At 44.4% G+C, this 20,877-nt stretch carries 20 protein-coding genes; 4 read left to right on the top strand and 16 right to left on the bottom strand.

Annotated elements, in window-relative coordinates:
- Positions 1–48: 48 nt before the first annotated feature.
- Positions 49–1,683 carry an ABC-F family ATP-binding cassette domain-containing protein gene (locus tag D0X99_RS04725; RefSeq protein WP_119476946.1) on the top strand — a complete coding sequence of 545 codons (1,635 nt, stop codon included), beginning with the start codon at positions 49–51 and terminating at the stop codon, positions 1,681–1,683.
- Between the two features lie 154 nt (positions 1,684–1,837).
- Here the strand turns inward: D0X99_RS04725 and D0X99_RS04720 are convergent, their stop codons facing one another.
- The 10 genes from D0X99_RS04720 to rpsT all read right to left on the bottom strand — a co-directional run bounded on the left by D0X99_RS04720 (position 1,838) and on the right by rpsT (position 11,214).
- Positions 1,838–2,872: a Gfo/Idh/MocA family protein gene (locus D0X99_RS04720; protein ID WP_119476507.1), complete on the bottom strand. Its 1,035-nt coding sequence runs from the start codon at positions 2,870–2,872 to the stop codon at positions 1,838–1,840.
- Entirely contained in the window at positions 2,869–3,882 is a 1,014-nt protein-coding gene (gene yiaK, locus D0X99_RS04715; protein ID WP_119476506.1) for a 3-dehydro-L-gulonate 2-dehydrogenase, read from the bottom strand. Before yiaK ends, D0X99_RS04720 begins: the two co-directional genes overlap by 4 nt.
- 27 nt (positions 3,883–3,909) lie before the next feature.
- The gene (locus D0X99_RS04710; protein ID WP_233553649.1) at positions 3,910–4,632 is read right to left on the bottom strand and encodes a zinc-dependent peptidase; all 723 of its coding nucleotides are present in this window, start codon (positions 4,630–4,632) and stop codon (positions 3,910–3,912) included.
- Positions 4,633–4,734: 102 nt separating this feature from the next.
- Positions 4,735–6,300 (bottom strand): ribonuclease Y, encoded by a 1,566-nt coding sequence (gene rny / locus D0X99_RS04705; protein WP_119476504.1) that lies wholly within the window; start codon positions 6,298–6,300, stop codon positions 4,735–4,737.
- Between the two features lie 65 nt (positions 6,301–6,365).
- The gene (locus D0X99_RS04700; protein WP_119476503.1) at positions 6,366–6,650 is read right to left on the bottom strand and encodes a cell division protein ZapA; all 285 of its coding nucleotides are present in this window, start codon (positions 6,648–6,650) and stop codon (positions 6,366–6,368) included.
- A gap of 1 nt (position 6,651) precedes the next feature.
- A complete protein-coding gene (locus D0X99_RS04695; protein ID WP_119476502.1) occupies positions 6,652–6,936 on the bottom strand; it encodes a hypothetical protein in 285 nt (94 codons plus the stop codon).
- Positions 6,937–6,938: 2 nt separating this feature from the next.
- Positions 6,939–9,350, bottom strand: coding sequence for a phenylalanine--tRNA ligase subunit beta (pheT, locus tag D0X99_RS04690; protein WP_119476501.1), 2,412 nt, complete (start codon positions 9,348–9,350; stop codon positions 6,939–6,941).
- A 201-nt stretch (positions 9,351–9,551) separates the two neighbouring features.
- Positions 9,552–10,166 (bottom strand): DUF1684 domain-containing protein, encoded by a 615-nt coding sequence (locus D0X99_RS04685; protein WP_119476500.1) that lies wholly within the window; start codon positions 10,164–10,166, stop codon positions 9,552–9,554.
- Entirely contained in the window at positions 10,167–10,862 is a 696-nt protein-coding gene (gene radC / locus D0X99_RS04680) for a RadC family protein (protein WP_119476499.1), read from the bottom strand. It abuts the gene before it with no gap.
- 97 nt (positions 10,863–10,959) lie between these two features.
- Positions 10,960–11,214 (bottom strand): 30S ribosomal protein S20, encoded by a 255-nt coding sequence (gene rpsT / locus D0X99_RS04675; protein WP_119476498.1) that lies wholly within the window; start codon positions 11,212–11,214, stop codon positions 10,960–10,962.
- A gap of 211 nt (positions 11,215–11,425) precedes the next feature.
- On the opposite strand from rpsT, the gene D0X99_RS04670 reads away from it, so the two are divergent.
- Positions 11,426–12,376 carry a zinc dependent phospholipase C family protein gene (locus D0X99_RS04670; protein WP_233553648.1) on the top strand — a complete coding sequence of 317 codons (951 nt, stop codon included), beginning with the start codon at positions 11,426–11,428 and terminating at the stop codon, positions 12,374–12,376.
- Between the two features lie 42 nt (positions 12,377–12,418).
- On the opposite strand, the gene D0X99_RS04665 is transcribed toward D0X99_RS04670, so the two are convergent.
- Both D0X99_RS04665 and ettA read right to left on the bottom strand, forming a co-directional pair.
- Positions 12,419–13,723, bottom strand: a complete 1,305-nt coding sequence (locus tag D0X99_RS04665; RefSeq protein WP_119476497.1) for a pyridoxal phosphate-dependent aminotransferase — start codon at positions 13,721–13,723, stop codon at positions 12,419–12,421.
- 283 nt (positions 13,724–14,006) lie between these two features.
- A complete protein-coding gene (gene ettA, locus D0X99_RS04660) occupies positions 14,007–15,686 on the bottom strand; it encodes an energy-dependent translational throttle protein EttA (protein WP_119476944.1) in 1,680 nt (559 codons plus the stop codon).
- A gap of 131 nt (positions 15,687–15,817) precedes the next feature.
- Between ettA and D0X99_RS04655 the strand changes: the two genes are divergently transcribed.
- Positions 15,818–17,068: a DUF349 domain-containing protein gene (locus D0X99_RS04655; RefSeq protein WP_119476496.1), complete on the top strand. Its 1,251-nt coding sequence runs from the start codon at positions 15,818–15,820 to the stop codon at positions 17,066–17,068.
- 76 nt (positions 17,069–17,144) lie between these two features.
- A complete protein-coding gene (locus D0X99_RS04650) occupies positions 17,145–17,366 on the top strand; it encodes a DUF2795 domain-containing protein (RefSeq protein WP_026952747.1) in 222 nt (73 codons plus the stop codon).
- A 46-nt stretch (positions 17,367–17,412) separates the two neighbouring features.
- On the opposite strand, the gene D0X99_RS04645 is transcribed toward D0X99_RS04650, so the two are convergent.
- From D0X99_RS04645 to D0X99_RS04630, 4 genes are all read right to left on the bottom strand, one after another.
- Complete coding sequence (locus D0X99_RS04645) at positions 17,413–18,147, bottom strand: LytR/AlgR family response regulator transcription factor (RefSeq protein ID WP_119476495.1); 735 nt, start codon at positions 18,145–18,147, stop codon at positions 17,413–17,415.
- Positions 18,144–19,184 carry a sensor histidine kinase gene (locus D0X99_RS04640; RefSeq protein ID WP_233553647.1) on the bottom strand — a complete coding sequence of 347 codons (1,041 nt, stop codon included), beginning with the start codon at positions 19,182–19,184 and terminating at the stop codon, positions 18,144–18,146. The genes D0X99_RS04645 and D0X99_RS04640 overlap by 4 nt, the downstream gene beginning before the upstream one ends.
- A 33-nt stretch (positions 19,185–19,217) precedes the next feature.
- Complete coding sequence (locus D0X99_RS04635; RefSeq protein ID WP_119476494.1) at positions 19,218–20,045, bottom strand: LiaF transmembrane domain-containing protein; 828 nt, start codon at positions 20,043–20,045, stop codon at positions 19,218–19,220.
- 138 nt (positions 20,046–20,183) lie between these two features.
- On the bottom strand, positions 20,184–20,861 hold the full coding sequence (locus D0X99_RS04630) for a 2-C-methyl-D-erythritol 4-phosphate cytidylyltransferase (protein ID WP_119476493.1): 678 nt from the start codon (positions 20,859–20,861) through the stop codon (positions 20,184–20,186).
- Positions 20,862–20,877 lie beyond the last annotated feature (16 nt).

Raw genomic sequence — 20,877 nt, 5'->3', positions numbered from 1 at the left:
TTTTTCAATCTTCAATTGTCTACCTTTGCCCCTTCAATTTCCAAGTTCATGATTTCAGTTGACAATGTGACCGTCATGCACGGTGGCACTCCGCTCTTCAGCAACATTACCTTCAATATCAACGAAAGCGACAAGATCGCCTTGATGGGCAAAAACGGAGCAGGCAAATCGACTTTGCTCAAGATCATCGCCGGTCAAAGCAAACCAACTTCCGGAGCGATTTCGGCTCCAAAGGGGTACGTAGTCGCCTACCTTCCCCAGCATTTGTTGACAGCAGATGACTGCACGGTCATGGAGGAGACTGCCAAGGCATTCGCTTCCTATCTGGGAATGAAAGAAGAAATTGACCGGATCAACGAGGAATTGACCGTCCGGACGGACTATGAATCTGAAGATTATTACAAACTGATCGAAAAGGTCTCCGAACTCAGTGAGAAATTTTACGCCATTGAGGAAGTCAATTATGAAGCTGAGGTAGAAAAAGTGTTGTTGGGTTTGGGATTCGTTCGCGAGGACTTCCAACGGTCCACTTCCGAATTCTCCGGAGGCTGGAGAATGCGGATCGAGCTGGCCAAGATTCTTTTGCAAAAACCAGACCTGATCCTGCTCGACGAACCAACCAACCACCTCGACATCGAGTCGATCCAGTGGCTGGAGGAATTTCTGATGACCAAAGCAAAAGCCGTAGTTGTAATTTCCCACGACCGGGCCTTTGTGGACAATATCACTACCCGCACCATCGAAGTGACGATGGGCCGCATCTACGACTACAAGGCCAAATACAGTCATTACCTTGAGCTGCGCAAAGAGCGCCGGGAGACCCAACAAAAGCATTACGAAGAACAGCAGAAATTCATTGCCGATACGACGCAGTTTATCGAGCGCTTCAAAGGCACTTATTCCAAAACACTTCAGGTACAGTCCCGTGTGAAAATGCTGGAAAAACTGGAAATCGTGGAAGTGGACGAAGTGGATACTTCCGCACTGAAACTCAGGTTCCCACCTTCTCCCCGATCCGGAAAATATCCGGTTATCGTGGACGAAATGAGCAAAAGCTATGGAGACCATGTAGTGTTCAAAAACGCCTCCATGACCATCGAACTCGGCCAAAAAGTAGCGTTTGTCGGAAAAAACGGGGAAGGAAAATCCACCATGATCAAAGCCATCATGGGGGAGATCGACTTCCAAGGCAAATGCGAACTCGGGCACAATGCCATGATCGGATACTTTGCCCAGAATCAGGCATCGCTTCTGGATGAAAGTCTGAGCATTTTTGAAACGATTGATCAGATTGCCGTTGGAGAAGTTCGAACCAAAATAAAGGACCTATTGGGTGCCTTCATGTTCAAAGGGGACGATATCAACAAGAAGGTTAAAGTGCTTTCAGGAGGTGAAAAGACGCGATTGGCGATGATTAAGCTGTTGCTCGAACCTGTCAACCTGCTGATTCTTGATGAACCGACCAACCACTTGGATATGAAAACCAAGGACATCATCAAGGACGCTTTGAAGGCCTTTGATGGAACGTTGATCGTCGTGTCTCACGATAGGGATTTCCTGGACGGATTGGTCACCAAAGTGTTTGAGTTTGGCAACAAGCGCGTGAAAGAGCACTTCGAAGACATCAACGGCTTCCTGAGAAATAAGAAAATGGAGAATCTGAGGGAAGTGGAGCGGAAGTAGGCTGTTTCCAGTGGGCAGATAGAAAGCCTTAATTCCTTATAAACAAAATTGAAGAAATCCGGAGTGAAAGCTTCGGATTCTTTTTTTGCCAAGGATCTGTCCGCAGCAGGCAGGCAAAAAGATCACATTTTATATTGGTGAATCTTGGGCTTAATTACTCATGAAAAGGAAATCGAATTAACTTTTCCTCCTTACTGGAGTGATAAATTCCCCTGATCAGTTCCAGGGATTTGCGGGCGGAAACACCATCCACGACAATCGGCAAATCCTTGGAAACGGATTCCAAAAATCTCTCCCACTGAGCTTTGTGCAACTGATAACCGATTGCTGTGGGATCTGATGCCCCTGAGGAGCCCTCGGCTTTTGTACCGGAAATCGGACTTTCCTTTCCTCTAACATTCCAAGCGATCAATTTACCTGCTTCCAGAATAGCGCTTCCCTCAGTTCCAAAAATCTCCAAACGCTCCGGATAACCTGGATAAAGCGAAGTCCCAGCCGTAATTGTACCCATCGCGCCGGACTTGAAATTGACCAAAACAGCAACCAAATCTTCCCCTTCAATAGGATAAAGGGTAGTTTTCACCTTGCCGAAAACAGACTCCACCTCTCCCATCACATCCAGAAGCAAGTCCAGGGTGTGGATTGCCTGATTGATTAAAGCTCCTCCTCCATCACCCTTGATCGTTCCTTTCCACTGACTGGAGGAATAGTAAGTGGCATCGCGAAACCAATTCACCTGTGCATTTCCCATGATCAGTCTGCCAAATTCTCCTTCTACCACGGCCTTCTTTAATTTTTGGAAATCCGGAGAAAATCGGTTTTGGAACACTACTGCAAGTTTGACTTGATTATCGGCAGCTGCTTGGATCAATTGGTCAGCACGGTCCAAAGTCACTTCGATGGGCTTCTCAATAAAAACATGCTTTCCGGCTTGGATGGCAGCCAAGGCCGGTTCCAAGTGAACACCGCTTGGAGTACAGATGCAAACGACATCCAAACCTGAGTGACCTAAAAATTTACTCAACTCTGAAAAAACCGAAACCTGAAATTTGGACTCGGCAGCCTTTGCCTTAATAGGATTCGGATGGTAAAAGCCGATGAGTTCCGCATTTGGAATTTCGCGGATGGCCATCGCATGCTTTTCAGCAATGGAGCCGATTCCAATGATCCCTATTCCAGTTTTGTTCATAAGTTGATTTTTTCAAGAATTTGTTGCCAGATTTTCGCGGAGACCGGCACTCCGTTTTCCAGATTTTCACGACGGATTTCCAAGGTTTTTTCACCCGGATAGCGGACTTCATTACCTTCAAAAACCGAAGACTTTTTCAAGTCAGAAAGGACTTCTTCCACTTTATTTTCCATCCAATCCCCCAGATTCAGCCGTTGTGGATCAAAGCAAATGAATACTTGAGAAAGCCCCATTTCAGCACCACTCGACTCGACCTCATGGGTGGAATTACCTCCGGAAAGCAGCGTAGCAAACAAATCCAGCATCAAGGACAACCCGGAACCTTTCCAAAGTCCAATTGGCAAGGCCAACTGATTTTCCAAAATAGTCTTGGGATTGCGAGTCAGGTTTCCTTCCGTGTCAAAGCCTGCATCAAAAGGCATCTCTTGACCCTTTTCTGAAGCGATGCTCATTTTCCCATAGGCAAATTGAGACATGGCCATGTCAAGTACAATTGGACCACTGGGTCTTGGTACCGCCAGGATTAGGGGATTGTTACCAAGTTTGGGCTCATTGCCTCCCCAAGCCGGCATGTTGGCTTTGGTATTGGTGAAGCATATAGCCATCAAACCAGCTTCAGCAGCCTGCCACCCATAGTTTCCACCACGCATCCAGTGGTTGGTATTCCGAACTGAAACACAGCTCATCCCATATTCCATGGCAAGATCGATGGCACGACTCATCGCAAAATCCGCATTCAAATTACCCGGGCCAAACTGACCATCGTAGCGCTCAAATGATCCTGTTTTATCCAAAAGAACGGGTTGCAAGTTGGGTCTTACGTATCCTTTTTGGACATAATCAAGGAAAAGAAAAAAGCGATTTACGCCGTGAGATCTCACCCCATCAAGATCCGCTTGGGCAAAAAGCAAAGCACATTTAGCCGCCTGCTCCTTCTCAAAACCAGCTTGTATCAGGATAGCCTCCAAGCTGGATTTTAATTCTTCGAAGGGGATCAAAAAATCGTTCATTGGCAGCACATATTGAATCGGTCCAATCTATTGGTTTTTCTTTAAAACAATAGGGTTTTGCCTTAGGAGCATGACCAATGAATCGTAAAGCTCTGGTAGATCCTTTTGAAAATCCTCCGGTCTTTCAAAAAAACTTTCCAAGGCTACTGCAAAAAATTCGTGTTCATTCAGACTTGCACTTTCCCTGAAGAACCTGTTTTGGCCGGATATTATTTTCTGAATTTCCAGAGGAGCCAGATTTTTATATGTTGCCCAAGCTTGCTGGTCAAATTCCTTTTCTCCGTCCGAATCGATCTGATTGGCCAGCTTCAAGGCATGTGCAATTTCATGAATACCAAGGTTGACTCCGTCTTTCCCATCGGCCAAGCCCTCCACAAAACATTTCCAGGAAACCACAATCAACCCGTGCTTCGGATTTACCTCGCCTCTATGGTAAACTTTATTGAGGGTACTGTAGTAGGTATTGGGATAGATAACAATGGTGTGAAAATGAGCCAATCGTAATCTGGACCAACCAAACGTAACCATCACCAAGGTGGCCCCAATGAGGATTTCCATTTCTGAGGTAACTTCAGTAATCCCTCCTCTTCCCTGGAATTTTTTACTGGACAAAACTATCTGAAGCTTTTTCCGAAACTGGATTTTATGCTTTTCCCCCAAATGACGATAATATGGAAAATGATTCTCTAGAATCTTAATCTCTTCAATAGTCAGTTTTCTCTGAAAAAGAAGAACTCTTAATTCTTCCATCCACCAATTGGTTCTTCTCAAATAAAAGCTTCTTGACATAGACAAAACAAAAATGGCAACTACCTAAAGGTAATTGCCATAATTTGGGTTTACAAGATGTGGTTAACGCGCGTAGTTGACCGCTCTCATTTCACGGATGACGGTGACTTTGATTTGACCCGGATACTGCATTTCTTTTTCGATCTTCTGAGAGATGTCAAAAGACAGCTTGCTGGCTTTTTGGTCATCAACATTATCCGCATCCACCAGGATCCTCAATTCACGGCCGGCCTGCATGGCAAAGCATTTATTGACTCCGTCAAAATTCAAAGCCAATTCCTCCAATTCTTTCAGGCGCTTCACATAGCTGTCCATGATTTCACGACGGGCACCAGGTCTGGAACCTGAGATTGCATCGGAAGCCTGAACGATCGGTGAAATCATGGAGGTCATTTCGATCTCATCGTGGTGAGCTCCGATCGCATTGCAGATTTCAGGATGCTCCTTGTACCGCTTGGCCAGTTCCATACCGAGAATCGCATGCGGCAATTCCTGCTCCTCATGCCAAACCTTTCCGATATCGTGAAGCAAGCCTGCGCGCTTGGCAAGCTTGGCATTAAGGCCCATTTCGGCAGCCATGGTTGAGGCAAGTTTCGCCACCTCTCTGGAGTGCTGGAGTAAGTTTTGACCGTAGGAGGATCGGAATCTCATTCGACCGACCATTTTGATCAGTTCAGGATGAAGACCGTGAATTCCCAAGTCAATACAAGTTCTTTCCCCGATTTCGACGATTTCTTCCTCGATGTTTTTCTCGGTTTTGGCTACGACTTCTTCGATTCTTGCAGGGTGGATTCGTCCGTCCTGAACCAAACGGTGCAAGGACAATCTGGCAATTTCCCTTCTCACCGGGTCAAATCCGGAAATAATGATCGCTTCCGGAGTGTCATCCACTACGATTTCCACACCAGTTGCTGCCTCGAGGGCGCGGATATTTCTTCCTTCACGACCGATGATTTTACCTTTGATATCGTCACTTTCGATATTGAACACAGACACGCAGTTTTCGACCGCATGCTCTGTTGCAGTTCGCTGGATTGTATCGAGGACTATCTTTTTCGCCTGCTTAGTCGCAGTCAGTTTGGCCTCATCAAGGATGTCCTTGATGTGGGAAGATGCCTTGGACTGCGCTTCTTCAGTCAGCATGTTGACAAGTTGCTCTTTTGCTTCTTCTCGTGTAAGTCCGGCGATTTTTTCCAAATCAGCTATCCGCTGATTGGTAATCTTATCCAGTTCTTCTTTTTTAACCTGAACTGCATGAAGCTGGGCACTGAGATTTTCCTTTTTGCTGTCGAGTTCTGCTTCTTTACGCTTGAGTACTTCCTGCTCTTTTGCTACTTGACTCTGGAGTTGTTTGACTTTGTTTTCGTTGGTGATGATGATGTTTTTCTTGTTGTTCATATCCTCATCAAACTCAGCCTTCATCTTCAGAAACTTCTCTTTTGCTTCGAGAATTCTGTCCTTTTTGATTGTTTCAGCTGTGAGTTCAGCCTCCCTAAGCATGGATTTTACCTTTTCTTTGGTCTCTTCTTCCAGCTTTGCATTTTTATTTTTGATGAAAAATCCCGCTAATGCGGCACCCCCACCGAGCCCTGCCAGGGCTGCGAGGATGATAAATAGTACGTCTGCCATAGGTAATTTATATAGTTAATAACCTACCAGCTCCGAAAATCCCAGAAATAAGTGGATATCAATAATCAAACAGCTTTGGAAAGCAAAGCTGAAATATGGGAAAGACTTTTACGAATATGCTCGCTGTCTTCAGCATTGACCTCATTAGTCTCCAAGGATTCTACCATGCAGTCAAAAGCGACCATTGCTAGTAGATCCTGGCTGTCATCCAGACCAAATTCGGCTTTATACTTCCTCAATTTTTCATTAATCAGTTTCCCCGCATGTCTGATTTTGGCCTCATCTTCAGGCCTCACACGCATGGGATATTCCCTTTCTCCGATTTTCACTCTGATGGCCAGCGTCTCCATTTCATTCGGAAAGGTATGTGATCAAATGATCGATTTCTTGTATATAATTATTGATTAAGTCACTCATTTCGGTGGCATCCTCTGGATTCACCGGTCGGTTGTCCACAATGTTACTAATTTTAATCTTATTTTTAAAATGGTGGATTTCCTGCTCTTTTTCCTGGATTTCCTGCTCAAGCAGAGCCAATCGAGCCTTTAACTGCTCATTTTCAGCACTCACCGAATCAAGTTTTTTACTGACCTGAACGGCCAGCTTTTCCAATTTTTGCAGTTCCTCGTGAATCATTTTTAGCTTCTGATAATGGCGCCTACCTGATCCTGGAAGGCCTGAATCAATTTACTCATTGTTTTCTCAATTACCTTATCGGTCAGGGTATTTTCCAAGTCCTGCAGGATAAAACTTAACGCATAGGCCTTTTTACCAGCCTCAATTTTGTCTCCCTGATACACATCGAATACTCCAATTTTTCGAACCAATTTCCCACCGGCTTTCTCAGCCACGGCTTTTACCTGATCATAGGTCACTGCTTTGTCAATTACCAGGGAGAGGTCACGCCGAACCTCCGGGTACTTGGAAATTTCCTGATATTTCTTGAGCCCGGAGGCCTTTTTGGTGAGCAAATCCCAGTCTAATTCCGCATACCATACCTCCTGGCGGACTTCTGCAAGTTTCAGGATTTTCTCATCCACCAAACCAACCGTACCCAGTTCTTTTTCTCCTACCTTAAGGACTAACCCATAGGTAAAAGGAGCCGATTCCTTCATGGATACCTGCCCGATTTCGATATTGAGTCTTTCCAAAATCCGTTCGACTACAGCATAAATGTCCGAAAACCCAAATGGTTTTTCCGGCTCGATCCAGCTTTCAGCCGAACGGTTTCCAGAATGGAAAATCGCCAGTCTTTTGCCTTCCTTGTATCCTTCGGAGGTCTTTTGGTAAACCGTCCCAAATTCAAAGCACTTGAGATCTGTCTGACGACGGTTGATATTGTGGGCCAAAACCTCCAATCCACTGAACAGCAAGGTCTGTCGCATTACCCCCAGATCTTCGCTCAATTTGTTGAAAATCTCCACATTGACATTGGAATCCAGATACCCTGATTTCTCAGCGTAAACAGGCTTGGTAAGGCTGTTGGTGATCAGTTCAAAATAGCCTTGACCTGCCAGCATTTCTGTCAGACGATACTGAAGCTTGTTCAGGTCTTTGACCGGATGCTCTGCGAGGTAGTCGGTATTGAGATTTTCGGATAGTTCGACCTGATGGAATCCATGGATCCTCAGAATTTCCTCAATGATGTCTGCTTCACGGGTCACGTCCACGCGGTAGGGCTTGACGATGGCAGTGAATCCTTTGGCTGTCTGATTGATCACCCTAATGTCCAGACTTTCCAAAATGGACTTCACTTCAGTAGGATCGATATTCTTTCCGATCAATCGGTTTACGTGTCCATAGGTCACCTCTATTACAAAATCAGCAATTGGCTGAGGATAGAAATCGATGATTTCTGAGGCTACTTTACCTCCTGCGATTTCCTGAAGTAACTGAACAGCCCTTTTCAGCGCGTAAACAGGCATGTTTGGATCTGTTCCCCGCTCAAATCGGAAAGATGCATCGGTTTTCAATCCGTGGAACTGAGATCCTTTTCGAATCACATCCGGTGAGAAATAGGCAGATTCTAAGAAAATCGAAGTGGTGTGATCGCTCACACCAGAATGATTGCCACCAAAAACACCTGCGATACACATTCCGCCGTTTGGATCACAAATCATCAGTTCCTCTCCAGAAAGCTTTCGTTCTTTTTCATCCAAAGTCACGAAAGGAGTTCCTTTGGGAAGCTTACCTACTATGATTTTTCCCTGAGAAATCTTATCCGCATCAAATGCGTGCAGGGGCTGACCCAGATCATGCAGGATAAAATTGGTGATATCGACGACGTTATTAATCGGCTCCAAATCAAGGGAACGCAGGAAATTTTGCAACCACTGAGGCGAAGGTCCGATTTTCAAATCGGTGATGACCACACCGGCATAACGTGGGCAATCGGCTGCATTCTGCACCTCCACGGAAATAGACGGACCGGATTTTTCGACAACCAACGGCTTTTCTTCGGGGAGGCAAATGGGCCTTCCCAAAAGCGCTTTCAAATCCCTAGCTACACCGAGATGAGATGCTGCGTCTGCACGGTTTGGAGTCAACCCGATTTCCAAAACATGATCTTCAGAAACTTCAAAATATTGAGAAGCGGGAGTACCATTAGGGAGATCAGTATCCAACACCATGATTCCGGCATGGGAAGTACCGATTCCGATTTCATCCTCGGCGCAAATCATTCCTTCGGAAACTTGTCCACGGATTTTCGCCTTTTTGATTTCTATGGGTTCGCCTTCAGTTGGAAAAAGCTTTGCTCCCACCGTAGCCACTACCACTTTTTGGCCTTTTGCCACGTTGGATGCACCACAAACAATCGGGACCACTGCAGAACCGACGTCCACTGTGGTCAAGCTCAGTTTATCGGCATCGGGATGCCTTTCACAGGTTAAAACTTCGCCTATCACCACTCCTTCCAGGCCTCCAGGTATCGAAACGAATTCCTCCACACCTTCCACTTCCAATCCTGAACGTGTAAGCAAAGCAGCAATTTCTTCCGGACTTTCAGAAAGTGCGATGTATTGATTTAATCTGTTGATTGAGATTTTCACGTGCTTATAATTTGTTCTTTAATGGCCACATGGAATCTCGCATGTAGGGTATTCTTTCTACTGCATTTTGGCAGCGGCATGCTCGATTTCATGAATTTCTTATTGACAGGAATTCACTCCTGATTTTTAACAAAAAAGGTGCTTGGGCACCTTTTTAAAACGGCTTGGCAAATTTATAAGAATTGCAGGAGGGCTGGCTTATTACTTATAATTTTTCTCCCCTGCGAGAATGGGGATATCCAAAATATTTTCTTTTGGCGGAATAGGACAAGCAAAATCCGGATTATAAGCGCAATAAGGATTGTATGCCAGGTTGAAATCGATGGTGATGCTGTTTTTCCCATCCTGTCGGACGTTTAGGTAGCGTCCCCCTCCATAGGTCTCTCCTGCGCTGGTCGCATCAGCAAAAGCCAGAAAGAAATTCCTCTTGTCTGCTTCATCCATCGCTTGGAGCAAAAGCAATTTGTTGGTTTTACCTTCCAGCTCAAACTCCGCGTAGGCATGCTCAATGTACCGCTGCTTGGATCCGTCCGTCAGGGGTATTTCGCGGACTTTTTTGTTTTCTATCGGAATTACCCGTGCTTTTACTTTGTACTGCGGATCGATATCGAAGAATGTGAGTTTGGTGAAGTTCCGCTTTTGTTCTTCCGTCAAAGGCGATTCAATATTAAATCGGATGAATTTAAACTGTCGCTCACGCTCTTTTTCGATTTTCTCAATGTAATCTTCCGGGCTTTCGGTAGCAGTAAAGGTGTAAGCCACAGCTGCTAGCACCACCAAGGCTACCACAATTAATAAAATCTGACTTGTCTTCATTTAGAGTATGCCTTCATCGGCGAAGCTAAAATAGCCACGATCTCCAAAAATCACATGATCCAGTACAGGTAAATCCAATTCCCTCCCAATCTTAACCAACCGTTCGGTAAGACGCTTGTCCTGCTCGGATGGCGTCAAATTCCCACTGGGATGATTATGAACGAAAATCAGTGATTGAGAAAGATACTCCAGGGCAACCTTAAATACGACTTTGGGATCAACCACTGTACCGGATGTTCCTCCTTGGCTGATTAGATGCTTTTTAATAACGTGATTGGATCGTGTCAAAAGAATCAGGTAAAAATGCTCGACTTGCTCGTCAAAAAGCTCCGGCTTCATTAGCTCGTAAATATCCCGGGAAGATGTAATCTTTGCCCGAAGCTGTGGTTCTTGGTCCTTCCTCCTTCTGCCAAGCTCCAGGGCACTTACGATGGAGATGGCTTTAGCCTCTCCAATTCCTTTGAATTTCATCAAGTCTTTGACAGACATTTTGGCCAAAGATGCCAAATCGTGATTTACCTCCCGAAGGATCAGTCTGGACAAGTCGACCGCACTGATAGTCGGGGTACCAGACCCGATGAGAATGGCGATCAATTCCGCATCTGATAACGCTGCCTTTCCCTTAAGCAATAATTTTTCACGGGGACGATCTTCTTCCGCGAGCTCGGAAATTTTGATGGAAGTGAATTGACTCATAAGTAGTTCTCAAAAAAGTTTAACTAAAACTACCCAGAAAAAGGAAATAAAAAAACCCTGCTTTTGACAGGGTTTAAGTAACAAAGTTTTTCAGAAATTAAGCCAAAGCATTAACGAATTTGGCCAATCTTGATTTCTTGTTGCTAGCGTTGTTTTTGTGAATGACGTTCTTCTTAGCCAATTTGTCCAGCATAGAAACAACCTTCTTGTAAAGCTCCATTGCTTCTACTTTATCAGTTGCAGCCTTCAATCTTTTGATGAAAGTTCTGGTGGTCTTAGACTGATATCTATTTCTCAAACGCTTCGCTTCGTTGGCACGAATTCTCTTAAGAGCTGATTTGTGATTTGCCATATCTCGTTTTTAACTTAAATTCTTTACGTTCCCCTATTCCGAATTGGAGTGCAAAGTTATTGTAAATAATTAATTCTGCCAAAGGAATTTCAAACATTCCTTTCTGTCTGGTCTCTTCCCAAATCCGAAAATTTTGCGAAAAGTGCTAAACAGGGTGCAAATATAGTTTTTTTCTTATCCTGAAAGACAATTGTTTTGATTAATTTCATGTATGAAGTTTTTTATTATTTGGGCATTAGGGTTTCTTTTTTGGCCCCAGAAGCAAGTGGAATGGGGATTTTATGCCCATTCTATGATCAACCGTCAAGCTGTATATTCACTTCCCCCAGAATTGATCCAATTCTACAAACCTCATCTTCAATTCATTGAGGAAAATGCTGTCAATCCCGACCGAAGAAGGTATGCGGTCGTAGGGGAAGCTGAAAAACACTACATCGATTTGGACCATTATGGTGACAGTGCACTTTTTATTTTGCCGAAATATTGGCCGGAAGCAATTGAGAAAATTCCTGAAGATTCGCTCCGAGCTCATGGTATTGGTCCTTGGTCAGCTTACCTGACTATGCTTAGCTTGACCAAAGCCTTCGAACAAAAAAATACAGCCGCGATTCTTAGGCTTTCTGCAGACTTGGGACACTACCTGGGGGACCTTAATGTTCCGCTTCACACCACTAAAAATTACAACGGCCAACTCACCGGTCAGGAAGGAATTCATGGCTTTTGGGAAAGCCGGGTACCCGAATTACAAGCCAAAGATTATTCATTTTGGGTAGGTAAAGCAGCTTACGTTGAGAAACCTCAGCTTGCAATTTGGGATGCGGTGGCATATGCTCATGCACAGGTGGACAGTGTTTTGACTATCGAGAAACAACTTACAACTGATTTCCCGGAGGATCAGAAATTCAGCTTCGAGGAACGAAATGGATTGACCGTTCGGGTCTATTCCAAGGAATTTACAGAGGCTTTTACCTTTGCCTTGGATAATCAAATCGAGCGGCAAATGAAGCGTTCCATCAAAATGATCGCAGACTTTTGGTTTACGGCTTGGGTCAATGCAGGCCAACCAGATCTAAATAGCCTATCAGATTCAACGCTTGTCGAGGAAGAAAAAACAACTCCTGACCCTAAAATTAAGGTCAGGAGCCATGATAATTTGAATTAGTAAGAAATTTCAATTGTCAGTTTTCAGTGCTGAAACCAACTGTTAAGATCCTAAGTATCGCTGAATCGATTTCCCCAATCTTCTGAACGTATCCTTAAAAACCTCCTCATTTTCCTCCAAAAGAGTAACACGAAAGCCTCTGAGATCAGAACAAAACGAAGAAATCGGTACCACACAGATTCGTTCAGCCGCCAGCAAATAATAGACAAAACGCTTGTCCAATGGCATCTCTGGGTCGTTCAACCAAGTATCCAACAACTTTTGTAATCGTTCGTCTTCTATCGGAAGGGTTTGATGAGGAGTCATCAATTTCTCGTCAAACACGATGGTATTGTAAAAAGCACCTTGAGTCGGGTTGAATTTAATCCCAGGAATATCTCCGAGAATTTCCCGCATCCATTGGCTCCGCTGCCCGATTTGCACATTGGCCTGTTCACGATAGGCATGGTAATCCGGATGACTCATGATTCTTGGAATAGCCAATTGAGGCAAAATGGTAGAACAAACCTCAATCATCTTCGCATTTTCCAGTGTCTGACAAAGTTTTGCAAATTCCACAGAGGCATTTCGATTGTAAAACTCCATCCAACCGCATCGGGCTCCCGGCCAAGGAAATTCCTTAGAAATCCCTTTCAAGGAAATAGCCGGTCGGCTACCAATCACTTCTGCTAATGCAACTGCCTTGATTCCGTTGTACGTGATATTTTGGTAGATCTCGTCGGCGATTAACAGCAGGCTGAATTCCTCTGCGATTTTCACAAAGCCTTCCAAAACTTCTTTAGGATAAACCATGCCAGTGGGATTATCCGGATTGATAATCAGGATGCCGACAATGGAGGGATTGTATTTCACCTTCATGTAGAGGTCTTCCATATCGGGCAACCACTGATTGTCCGGATCAAGCTTGTAGGTGATCGGGGCTGTATTGGCGTGGGCGGCTTCAGCCGAGCTGTGGGTGGAGTAAGCGGGAGATGGCCCGATAATCCGTGCGGTCGGAATCAGAAATTGGTACAGCTTTGCAATTGCATCTCCCAATCCGTTGAAGAACAAAATGTCCTCCGCAGTGATTTGAGTGCCTCCTTTTTCATTATTTAGATTGGCGAGAAACTTTCTGGTCTCCAGGACGCCTTTAGAATCAGCGTAGCCATAAGTTTTGTCTTCTTTGAGCAGGTCGGCAATGATTTCCTTCATCCAATCTGGCACATGATTATGCTTTTGGATGGGATCACCGATATTTTCCCAAGTCATGGGATAGCCAAGGGCTTCGATTTGCCGGGCTTTTTTTACGATTCCCCGGATCTCGTAATTCAATTCTTCTGCTCCGGGTCTTAGGAGTAGCTGTCTCATAGGTCAATAGGCTGGTTTGGAAAAAATTCCGCTACAAAGTAAGGGAAAAGGCAGTGGAAAAATCCGAGAATAGCTGAAAATCCAAAACATTTGAAGAGGGAATAGCCAAACAGGTTTGAAGTCAAAAAGCTTGTGCCGATCGTACACCAAATCATGTATTATCGATGCAATCTTGTTTTAAAAAGACCTGATTATCAAAACACTATCCCTCTAAAACAAAAAAAACAAACCCCTCGACGAAAAATCTTCGAGGGGTTCAATCATAGATTTCAAAACTGTCTACTTATTTCAAACTCTTATAGCGAATCCGCTTAGGTGTCACGTCACCAAGTCTCTTCTTCTTGTTTTCCTCGTAATCGGAGAAGTTGCCTTCAAACCAATACACCTGAGAATCCCCTTCAAAGGCCAAGATGTGAGTACAGATTCGATCGAGGAACCAACGGTCGTGGGATATAATAACGGCACAGCCACCGAAGTTTTCCAAAGCTTCTTCCAATGCCCGAAGCGTATTTACATCCAAGTCATTGGTCGGTTCGTCGAGTAGCAGCAAGTTTCCGCCTTCTTTAAGGGTGATCGCCAGGTGCACTCGGTTGCGCTCTCCTCCGGAGAGAACTCCGACTTTTTTCTCCTGATCTGATCCGGCAAAGTTGAATTTGGAAACATAAGCTCTGGCATTCACTTCTTTATTTCCCAACTTCATTAATTCATTTCCTCCGGAAATAATCTGGTAAACTGTCAGATTGGGGTCCAATCGGTCGTGCTCCTGATCAACATAGGCCAGTTTCACAGTTTCACCGACCTCAAAGCTTCCCGAATCAGGTTTTTCCTGTCCGGTAATCAATTTGAAAAGCGTCGTCTTACCTGCCCCGTTTGGACCGATGATCCCCACGATTCCCCCCTGGGGAAGTGAGAAACTTAGATTTTCAAATAACAACTTGTTACCATAAGCTTTGGACACATTATGTGCCTCAATCACTTTGGCACCCAATCTAGGCCCAGGAGGAATGAAAAGCTCCAGCTTGGCTTCCTTTTCCTTTGACTCTTCTCCTATCAGTTTGTCATATGCGTTCAAACGGGCCTTGCCTTTGGACTGACGGGCTTTGGGAGACATCCGGATCCACTCCAATTCCCGCTCAAGGGTTTTCTGTCGCTTGGATTCTGTCTTCTCTTCCTGCTTCAGTCGGTTTTGCTTTTGCTCCAACCAGGAAGAATAATTACCTTTCCATGGAATCCCCTCACCTCGATCCAATTCCAGAATCCATCCAGCAACATTGTCCAGGAAATAACGGTCGTGGGTTACTGCAATGACAGTTCCTTTGTAATTCTGAAGGTGCTGCTCCAACCAAAGCACAGATTCCGCATCCAAATGGTTGGTAGGTTCGTCAAGAAGCAACACATCAGGTTCCTGCAACAACAATCGGCAAAGCGCCACCCTTCGCTTTTCACCACCGGACAGGTTGGCCACATTGGCATCCGCCGGTGGCAGACGAAGGGCATCCATTGCTTTGTCCAGCATCGTATCCAGTTCCCAAGCATTGGCCGCATCGAGTTTTTCCTGGACTTCTCCCTGCCGGGTGATGAGCTTATCCATGGCATCGGGATCTTCCATCAGTGCCGGATCCATGAATTTCTCGTTTATGTCTTCAAATTCCTTCAATAAGGCGACGGTACCGGCTACTGCCTCTTCCACTACTTCCTTTACGGTTTTAGTTGGATCAAGCTTGGGTTCCTGCTCTAACATCCCGACTGTGTAACCCGGGGACCATACCACTTCTCCAAGAAATTCCTTGTCAACTCCCGCAATGATGCGGAGCAAAGAAGACTTTCCTGAGCCGTTTAGACCCAAAACGCCGATTTTGGCGCCGTAAAAAAATGAGAGATAAATATCTTTTAGAACTTTCTTTTGTGGGGGGTAAATCTTGGACACCCAGGCCATGGAAAAGATGATTTTTTCTGCACTCATGATGGTATAATGATCGTTTACTGTCTGTTTGGAGTAAGATGGCAAAAATATACCTTTCTTAGGATAAGTGAGGGCTAAATGATTATTTTGCGAAAAATTGAAAACGACCACCTATAACCTATTGTAGCGTAATGGAACATCCGTATGGATATATCAAGGACGGCAAAGTCTTTTTGAAGGGTTTTTTAGGGAGGGAAGACAGAGAAATCGGTGAGGTCAAGGAGGATGAAGCGTCCACCATTAGCTATTTCTCAGCCCGTTTTGAGCAAATCAAAGACAAGGTAGCCAAACTGAAAACTGATATTCAGGAAAATCAAAACAAAGGTTCCTTCCTGATGAAACTTATCCATTTGCGCGATTCATTATACGAATCCGATGCTTTGGGTGATTTTATTCCTTTGATCGAAGAACTCAATCAGCAGGAAGAATTTTTGAATGAAATCATCCAAGCCAACCGGTCCAAAAACCTGGAAGTAAAAAAGGGGCTGATCCTGGAAGCGGAAGCCTTGAAAAACGACACAGACTGGAAAAATACCGCGGAAGCATTCAAGGAATTGAAGCTTCGATGGATTAAAACAGGCCCAGTGGATAAAGAAATCCACGAAGAAATTGAGCGAGAATTCAATGATGCGATTCAAAATTTCTTCGAAAACAGGAAACATTTCTATGAAGGTCTGGCACTCCAAGCGGAAGAAAATATAAAAGTATACGAAGCTCTAGTTGTGCAAGCCCGAGAAGCCCATGATCTTCCGGATGCCAAAATGGCTTTTGAAATCTCCAAGCGAATTCAAAAAGAATGGAAAGAAGCCGGAAAAGTCCCTGCTGAAAAGCGTCAACCGCTTTGGGATGAGTTTTCCAAACTGAACAACCGCATTTTCTCCAGATACAAACGCACCCTCAATCCAGGACCAAGTATGCACCCCAGGGAGGTCCTAAAAAAGATCGAAGGCATGGTTGAGGAACTGAAGAAGTTGTCCCATCAGCCAACTTCCTACGCAATCACTACCCGGGCAAAGGCAATTCAGGAGGATTGGAAAAAACTTCCTGCCCATAAACCGAAGGAAGCCAACCTTCCTGCTAGATCCTATCAGTTTTTCATGGACATTATCTTTGAAAAATCATTTCTGGAAAAACTGGCACATGGAAAATATCCCGACTTCGATTCCAAGCCAATCCTAGAGCAAAATCAAATCAAGTCTGCCATTCTCAAGGACTTACTCCACCGAGATCAAAGCGAGTTGGAAACTATGCAAAACAATTCAGACAATTTCAGAGTACAGACTCCAGACTTTGAAATGATGATGAGAAAAAAGTTGTCAGGTCTGAAGCGGAAAGTAGACGTAAAAAACTATATTTTGAAGCAACTTTCTCCTCGGATTTGAGTTGAAACTACTTATCCAAAAAATCACTATTCTTGCACCTTTATAAATTTCCGGAACACCTTTTAAAATAAACACTATGTACTGGACACTTGAACTAGCTTCCTATCTTGAGGACGCTCCCTGGCCAGCGACCAAGGATGAGCTGATTGACTACGCCATCCGCTCCGGCGCTCCACTAGAAGTAGTGGAAAATCTCCAAGAACTCGAAGATGACGGCGAGCCTTATGAGACCATCGAAGAAATATGGCCGGACTATCCGACCAAAGATGATTTCTTCTTCAACGAGGACGAATACTAAAACCAAAAGCCCTGCAAATGCGGGGCTTTTTCCTTATCAGACTTTGTTACATCCCCAAGACTTGCCTGAGTTTTGAATAGCCGGTTTTGCTCACGGGAATTTGTTGCCCCCCCCGCAATTTGACCAAATAGGTGTCGCGCTCATAGGTTTCAATCCCGGTGATTCCATTAAGGTTGATGATATACGAGCGATGAACGCGAGCAAACTTGCCGGGATCGAGAGTTTCTTCCAGCGTTTTCATGGTCATTTTTTTGAGGTATTTGCCACTTGGCGTATGAATCGAGATATAGTCATCTTCTGCCTCAAAAAAAGCCACATCCTGAATTGGGATAATCTTAATGTCATTTTTTACTCGAACGACTAATCTATTGCTCTTTTCTGCCAGCTGACTCAACTCAGGCTCAGCGCCTCTTTCAGCTTTACCGATTTCCCAACTCTCCAAAAACCGGTCAATCGCCTGTTTGAATCTTGCCTGAGAAAAAGGCTTTAGCAAGTAATCCATTGCCTTGGCATCAAAGGCTTTCAGTGCATATTGGTCAAACGCTGTAGTAAAAATCACCGCAGGTGGCTCATCCAAGAGCTCCAACATTTCAAATCCGGTGATCTTTGGCATCTGAACATCCAGAAAAATCAAATCCGGCTTATGCTGCTGAATGGCTTTCAATCCCTGAAAACCATCCTGACATACTTCCAAAATCTGGAATTGGGGGAATTCCGCCAAAAACTCCTGCACTATGCTTGCTGCAAGTGGTTCATCATCGATTATTATCGTCCGAATCATTGAAATTGAGGGATTTTAAGTTTTACTCTAAAAAGATTTCCTTCGGGACCATATTCCAACAAGTCTGTCCGCCCAAAGAGCAAAAACAACCTTCGCTCCACTGAACTGAGCCCAAAACCAGTTCCCTCAGCCGATGTAGATTCAGGATCAAAGGGATTATCCACTTCCAACAAGAAGTAACTGCCTTCCTTTTTTCCAGAAATCCCGATTTTCACATTCCCAGTCACTCCATAAAGACCATGTTTGATGGCATTTTCCACCAAAGGTTGAATCAAAAGTTGCGGTAATTTGATGGACAAAAACTCCTGATCTACCTCAAAATCAACCTCCAGACGATGACCAAACCTTACCCGTTCAATCTGCAGGTACAACTTCAGATAGTTTAACTCCTCTTCCAAAGAAATCCATGTTTGGGAGTCCTTTCGGATTGTTCCTCTCAGAAACTCCGAAAGCTGCAATACCATTTCACGTGCCTTTTGAGGCTGGGAAATGACCAGTGCATTGATCGAATTGAGGCTGTTGAAAAGGAAGTGCGGTTGCAATTGTTGACGGAGTTGGGCAAGTTCAGCATCCTTGGATAGCTGAAGCATCTGAGCTTCCCGTTTTTGAATTTCTTCCTGCCTTTCCAATTTGGATACAACCAAAGCCAAAACAGAAACCAGCTGCTCAGCCAAAGCGAGTATTGCCCAGCGCAGGTAAAAGTTGGAACTAAGAAATCCCAGGTAAACTTCTTCGCCCTCATACCACCAGGAAAGTCCATAGAAATGCACCAATACCCCCATCAGACTGAGGAAAAAAGGCACAGCAAAGAGTAACCAAACATTTTTTCCCTTCGGAGCGAAAAGCCCAAAAACACGATCCAACACAAACACCCCTCCCAGAAAAATCAAACTGAAAAAAACAGAATCCAACAGGGCAACTTCTGTTTCAAGGTCATATTCTATGAGTAAAAGAAAACATCCCAGAAGCCAGATAACACCGGCTCCAGGGATGATCCATTTTCCCAATTTGGGATTTGAAAAAGCGTTAAAAAGCAAGGCGGCAGTGGGTTATAGCTGGTTTGAAGGTCGTTAATATGATTTGATTTCCAAACCTCCGAATAGAATCGTGCCTTTAAGAATCACGACTTTGTTAGGGTCGACTCCTCCATCACGGAAGAATCTTTTATCCTCCAAGCCAGCCGCGATATTGCTCACCTCTGTGCGAATGTCCCAATGAGGGGGTACAACCATCTTCACCCCACCGAAAATCACATCTACCTGAATCGTTACCACTCCGTTAAAGTCTGCAGAAGTAAGATCCAGTTCAACACCACCAAATGCAGCAGTAATCTTGCCCCCCTGAAAGTTTTTGGAAATCATCTTTCGGTTAACCCCACTGAAAATGGCGTCGATATTCAGTTTGTCACTGAAAGAAGTTCCAGTGGTTCTGGTAAAACCTGAGTCAGTGGAGGAAGATGTGCTTCCGCCCTCTTCACTGACTATTTTGGCATCCTCCACAGTGGATGATTTGAAAGCACCGGTGGATTTATTTGCCTGCCAGTTGTTTCGGATATCTTCGATGATTCGATTCTCGCGTTTCCGCTGAGTAATCAGGTAAATACCTAAAATGATCAATCCAATTGGCCAGATGTATTGACTGATGCCAAAGTCAAAATCAAACTCGTTTTTCAACAGAAAGTAAGAGCCAATAAAAAGCATCATGAAACCGAAGAAGCTCTTAAACTCATGTTTGATGATGGCAAAAGTACCGATCACAATAAGGATCATGGGCCAGGTCAGAACCCAACTCGGGATGAAAATCCCCATTTTTTTCAACAATAGGATAACGCCTATTCCGAGAATGATAAACCCGAAGGCAATGTTTCCGTCATTTTTTGGTCTTTTGAAATTGTTCATGGCTGTTTTTGATAAAGTTGATGATCAAAAGTACATGCGCTTCAAATTCCTAAGAACAAGCAATAGGCAAAGCCCGAACTAAAGTCGGTAAAGGGGACAATTTGGTCGGTGAAATTGCGGGCGATTTTTTCGCCGATGCTATTTTTTACGGGAAAGCAGAAACTCAGCATACTCCAAATCCTCCGGAGTAGTGATTTTGATATTTTCCGCATTGCCGGGAATGAGACTAACCTCCCATCCCTTATGCTCATAGACCGTGGCGTCATCGGTAAACTGTGGGAGTTCTGTTACTTCGAAGGCCTGTTTGATTTTACTGATCTGAAAAGTTTGGGGAGTTTGGACCAAGCGAAAAAGTTGCCTTTCCTGAAAAGTGCTTTTCCCATCTTCTGTAACTTTTCGAATCGAATCCTTAAGTGGAACCACGGCTATCGCGCTTCCGGATCTGGCAGCCTCTTCAAAACTGAGATTGACCACATGCAAACTGACAAAGGGTCTTACCCCGTCATGGATTGCGACCAAGCCGGATTCAAAAGGCAATGCGTTCAGTCCATTTCTAACTGATTGAAACCTGGAGTTGCCTCCACCGACGATTTGATGAGGCAGATCAAAATTGAATTCCTGACACAGTTTCTTCCAAAAAGAAAAATCCTCCTCCGGCAAAACAAGAATCAGATAAATATCAGGATCAACTTTGGAAAAAACTTCCAGCGTATGCATTAGCACAGGCTTCCCACCGATTGGCAAATATTGCTTGGAAACTGGGCCACCCATTCGGGTACCCTTTCCACCCGCTACCAGAATTGCAGCTTTTTTCATTAATAAATCTTTGAGA

The sequence above is a fragment of the Algoriphagus lacus genome, assembly GCF_003583985.1.
In the GTDB taxonomy this organism is placed as follows: Bacteria; Bacteroidota; Bacteroidia; order Cytophagales; family Cyclobacteriaceae; genus Algoriphagus; species Algoriphagus lacus.
The sequence above is the reverse complement of the archived record's forward strand: the minus strand, read 5'-3'. Positions and strand labels throughout refer to the sequence as shown.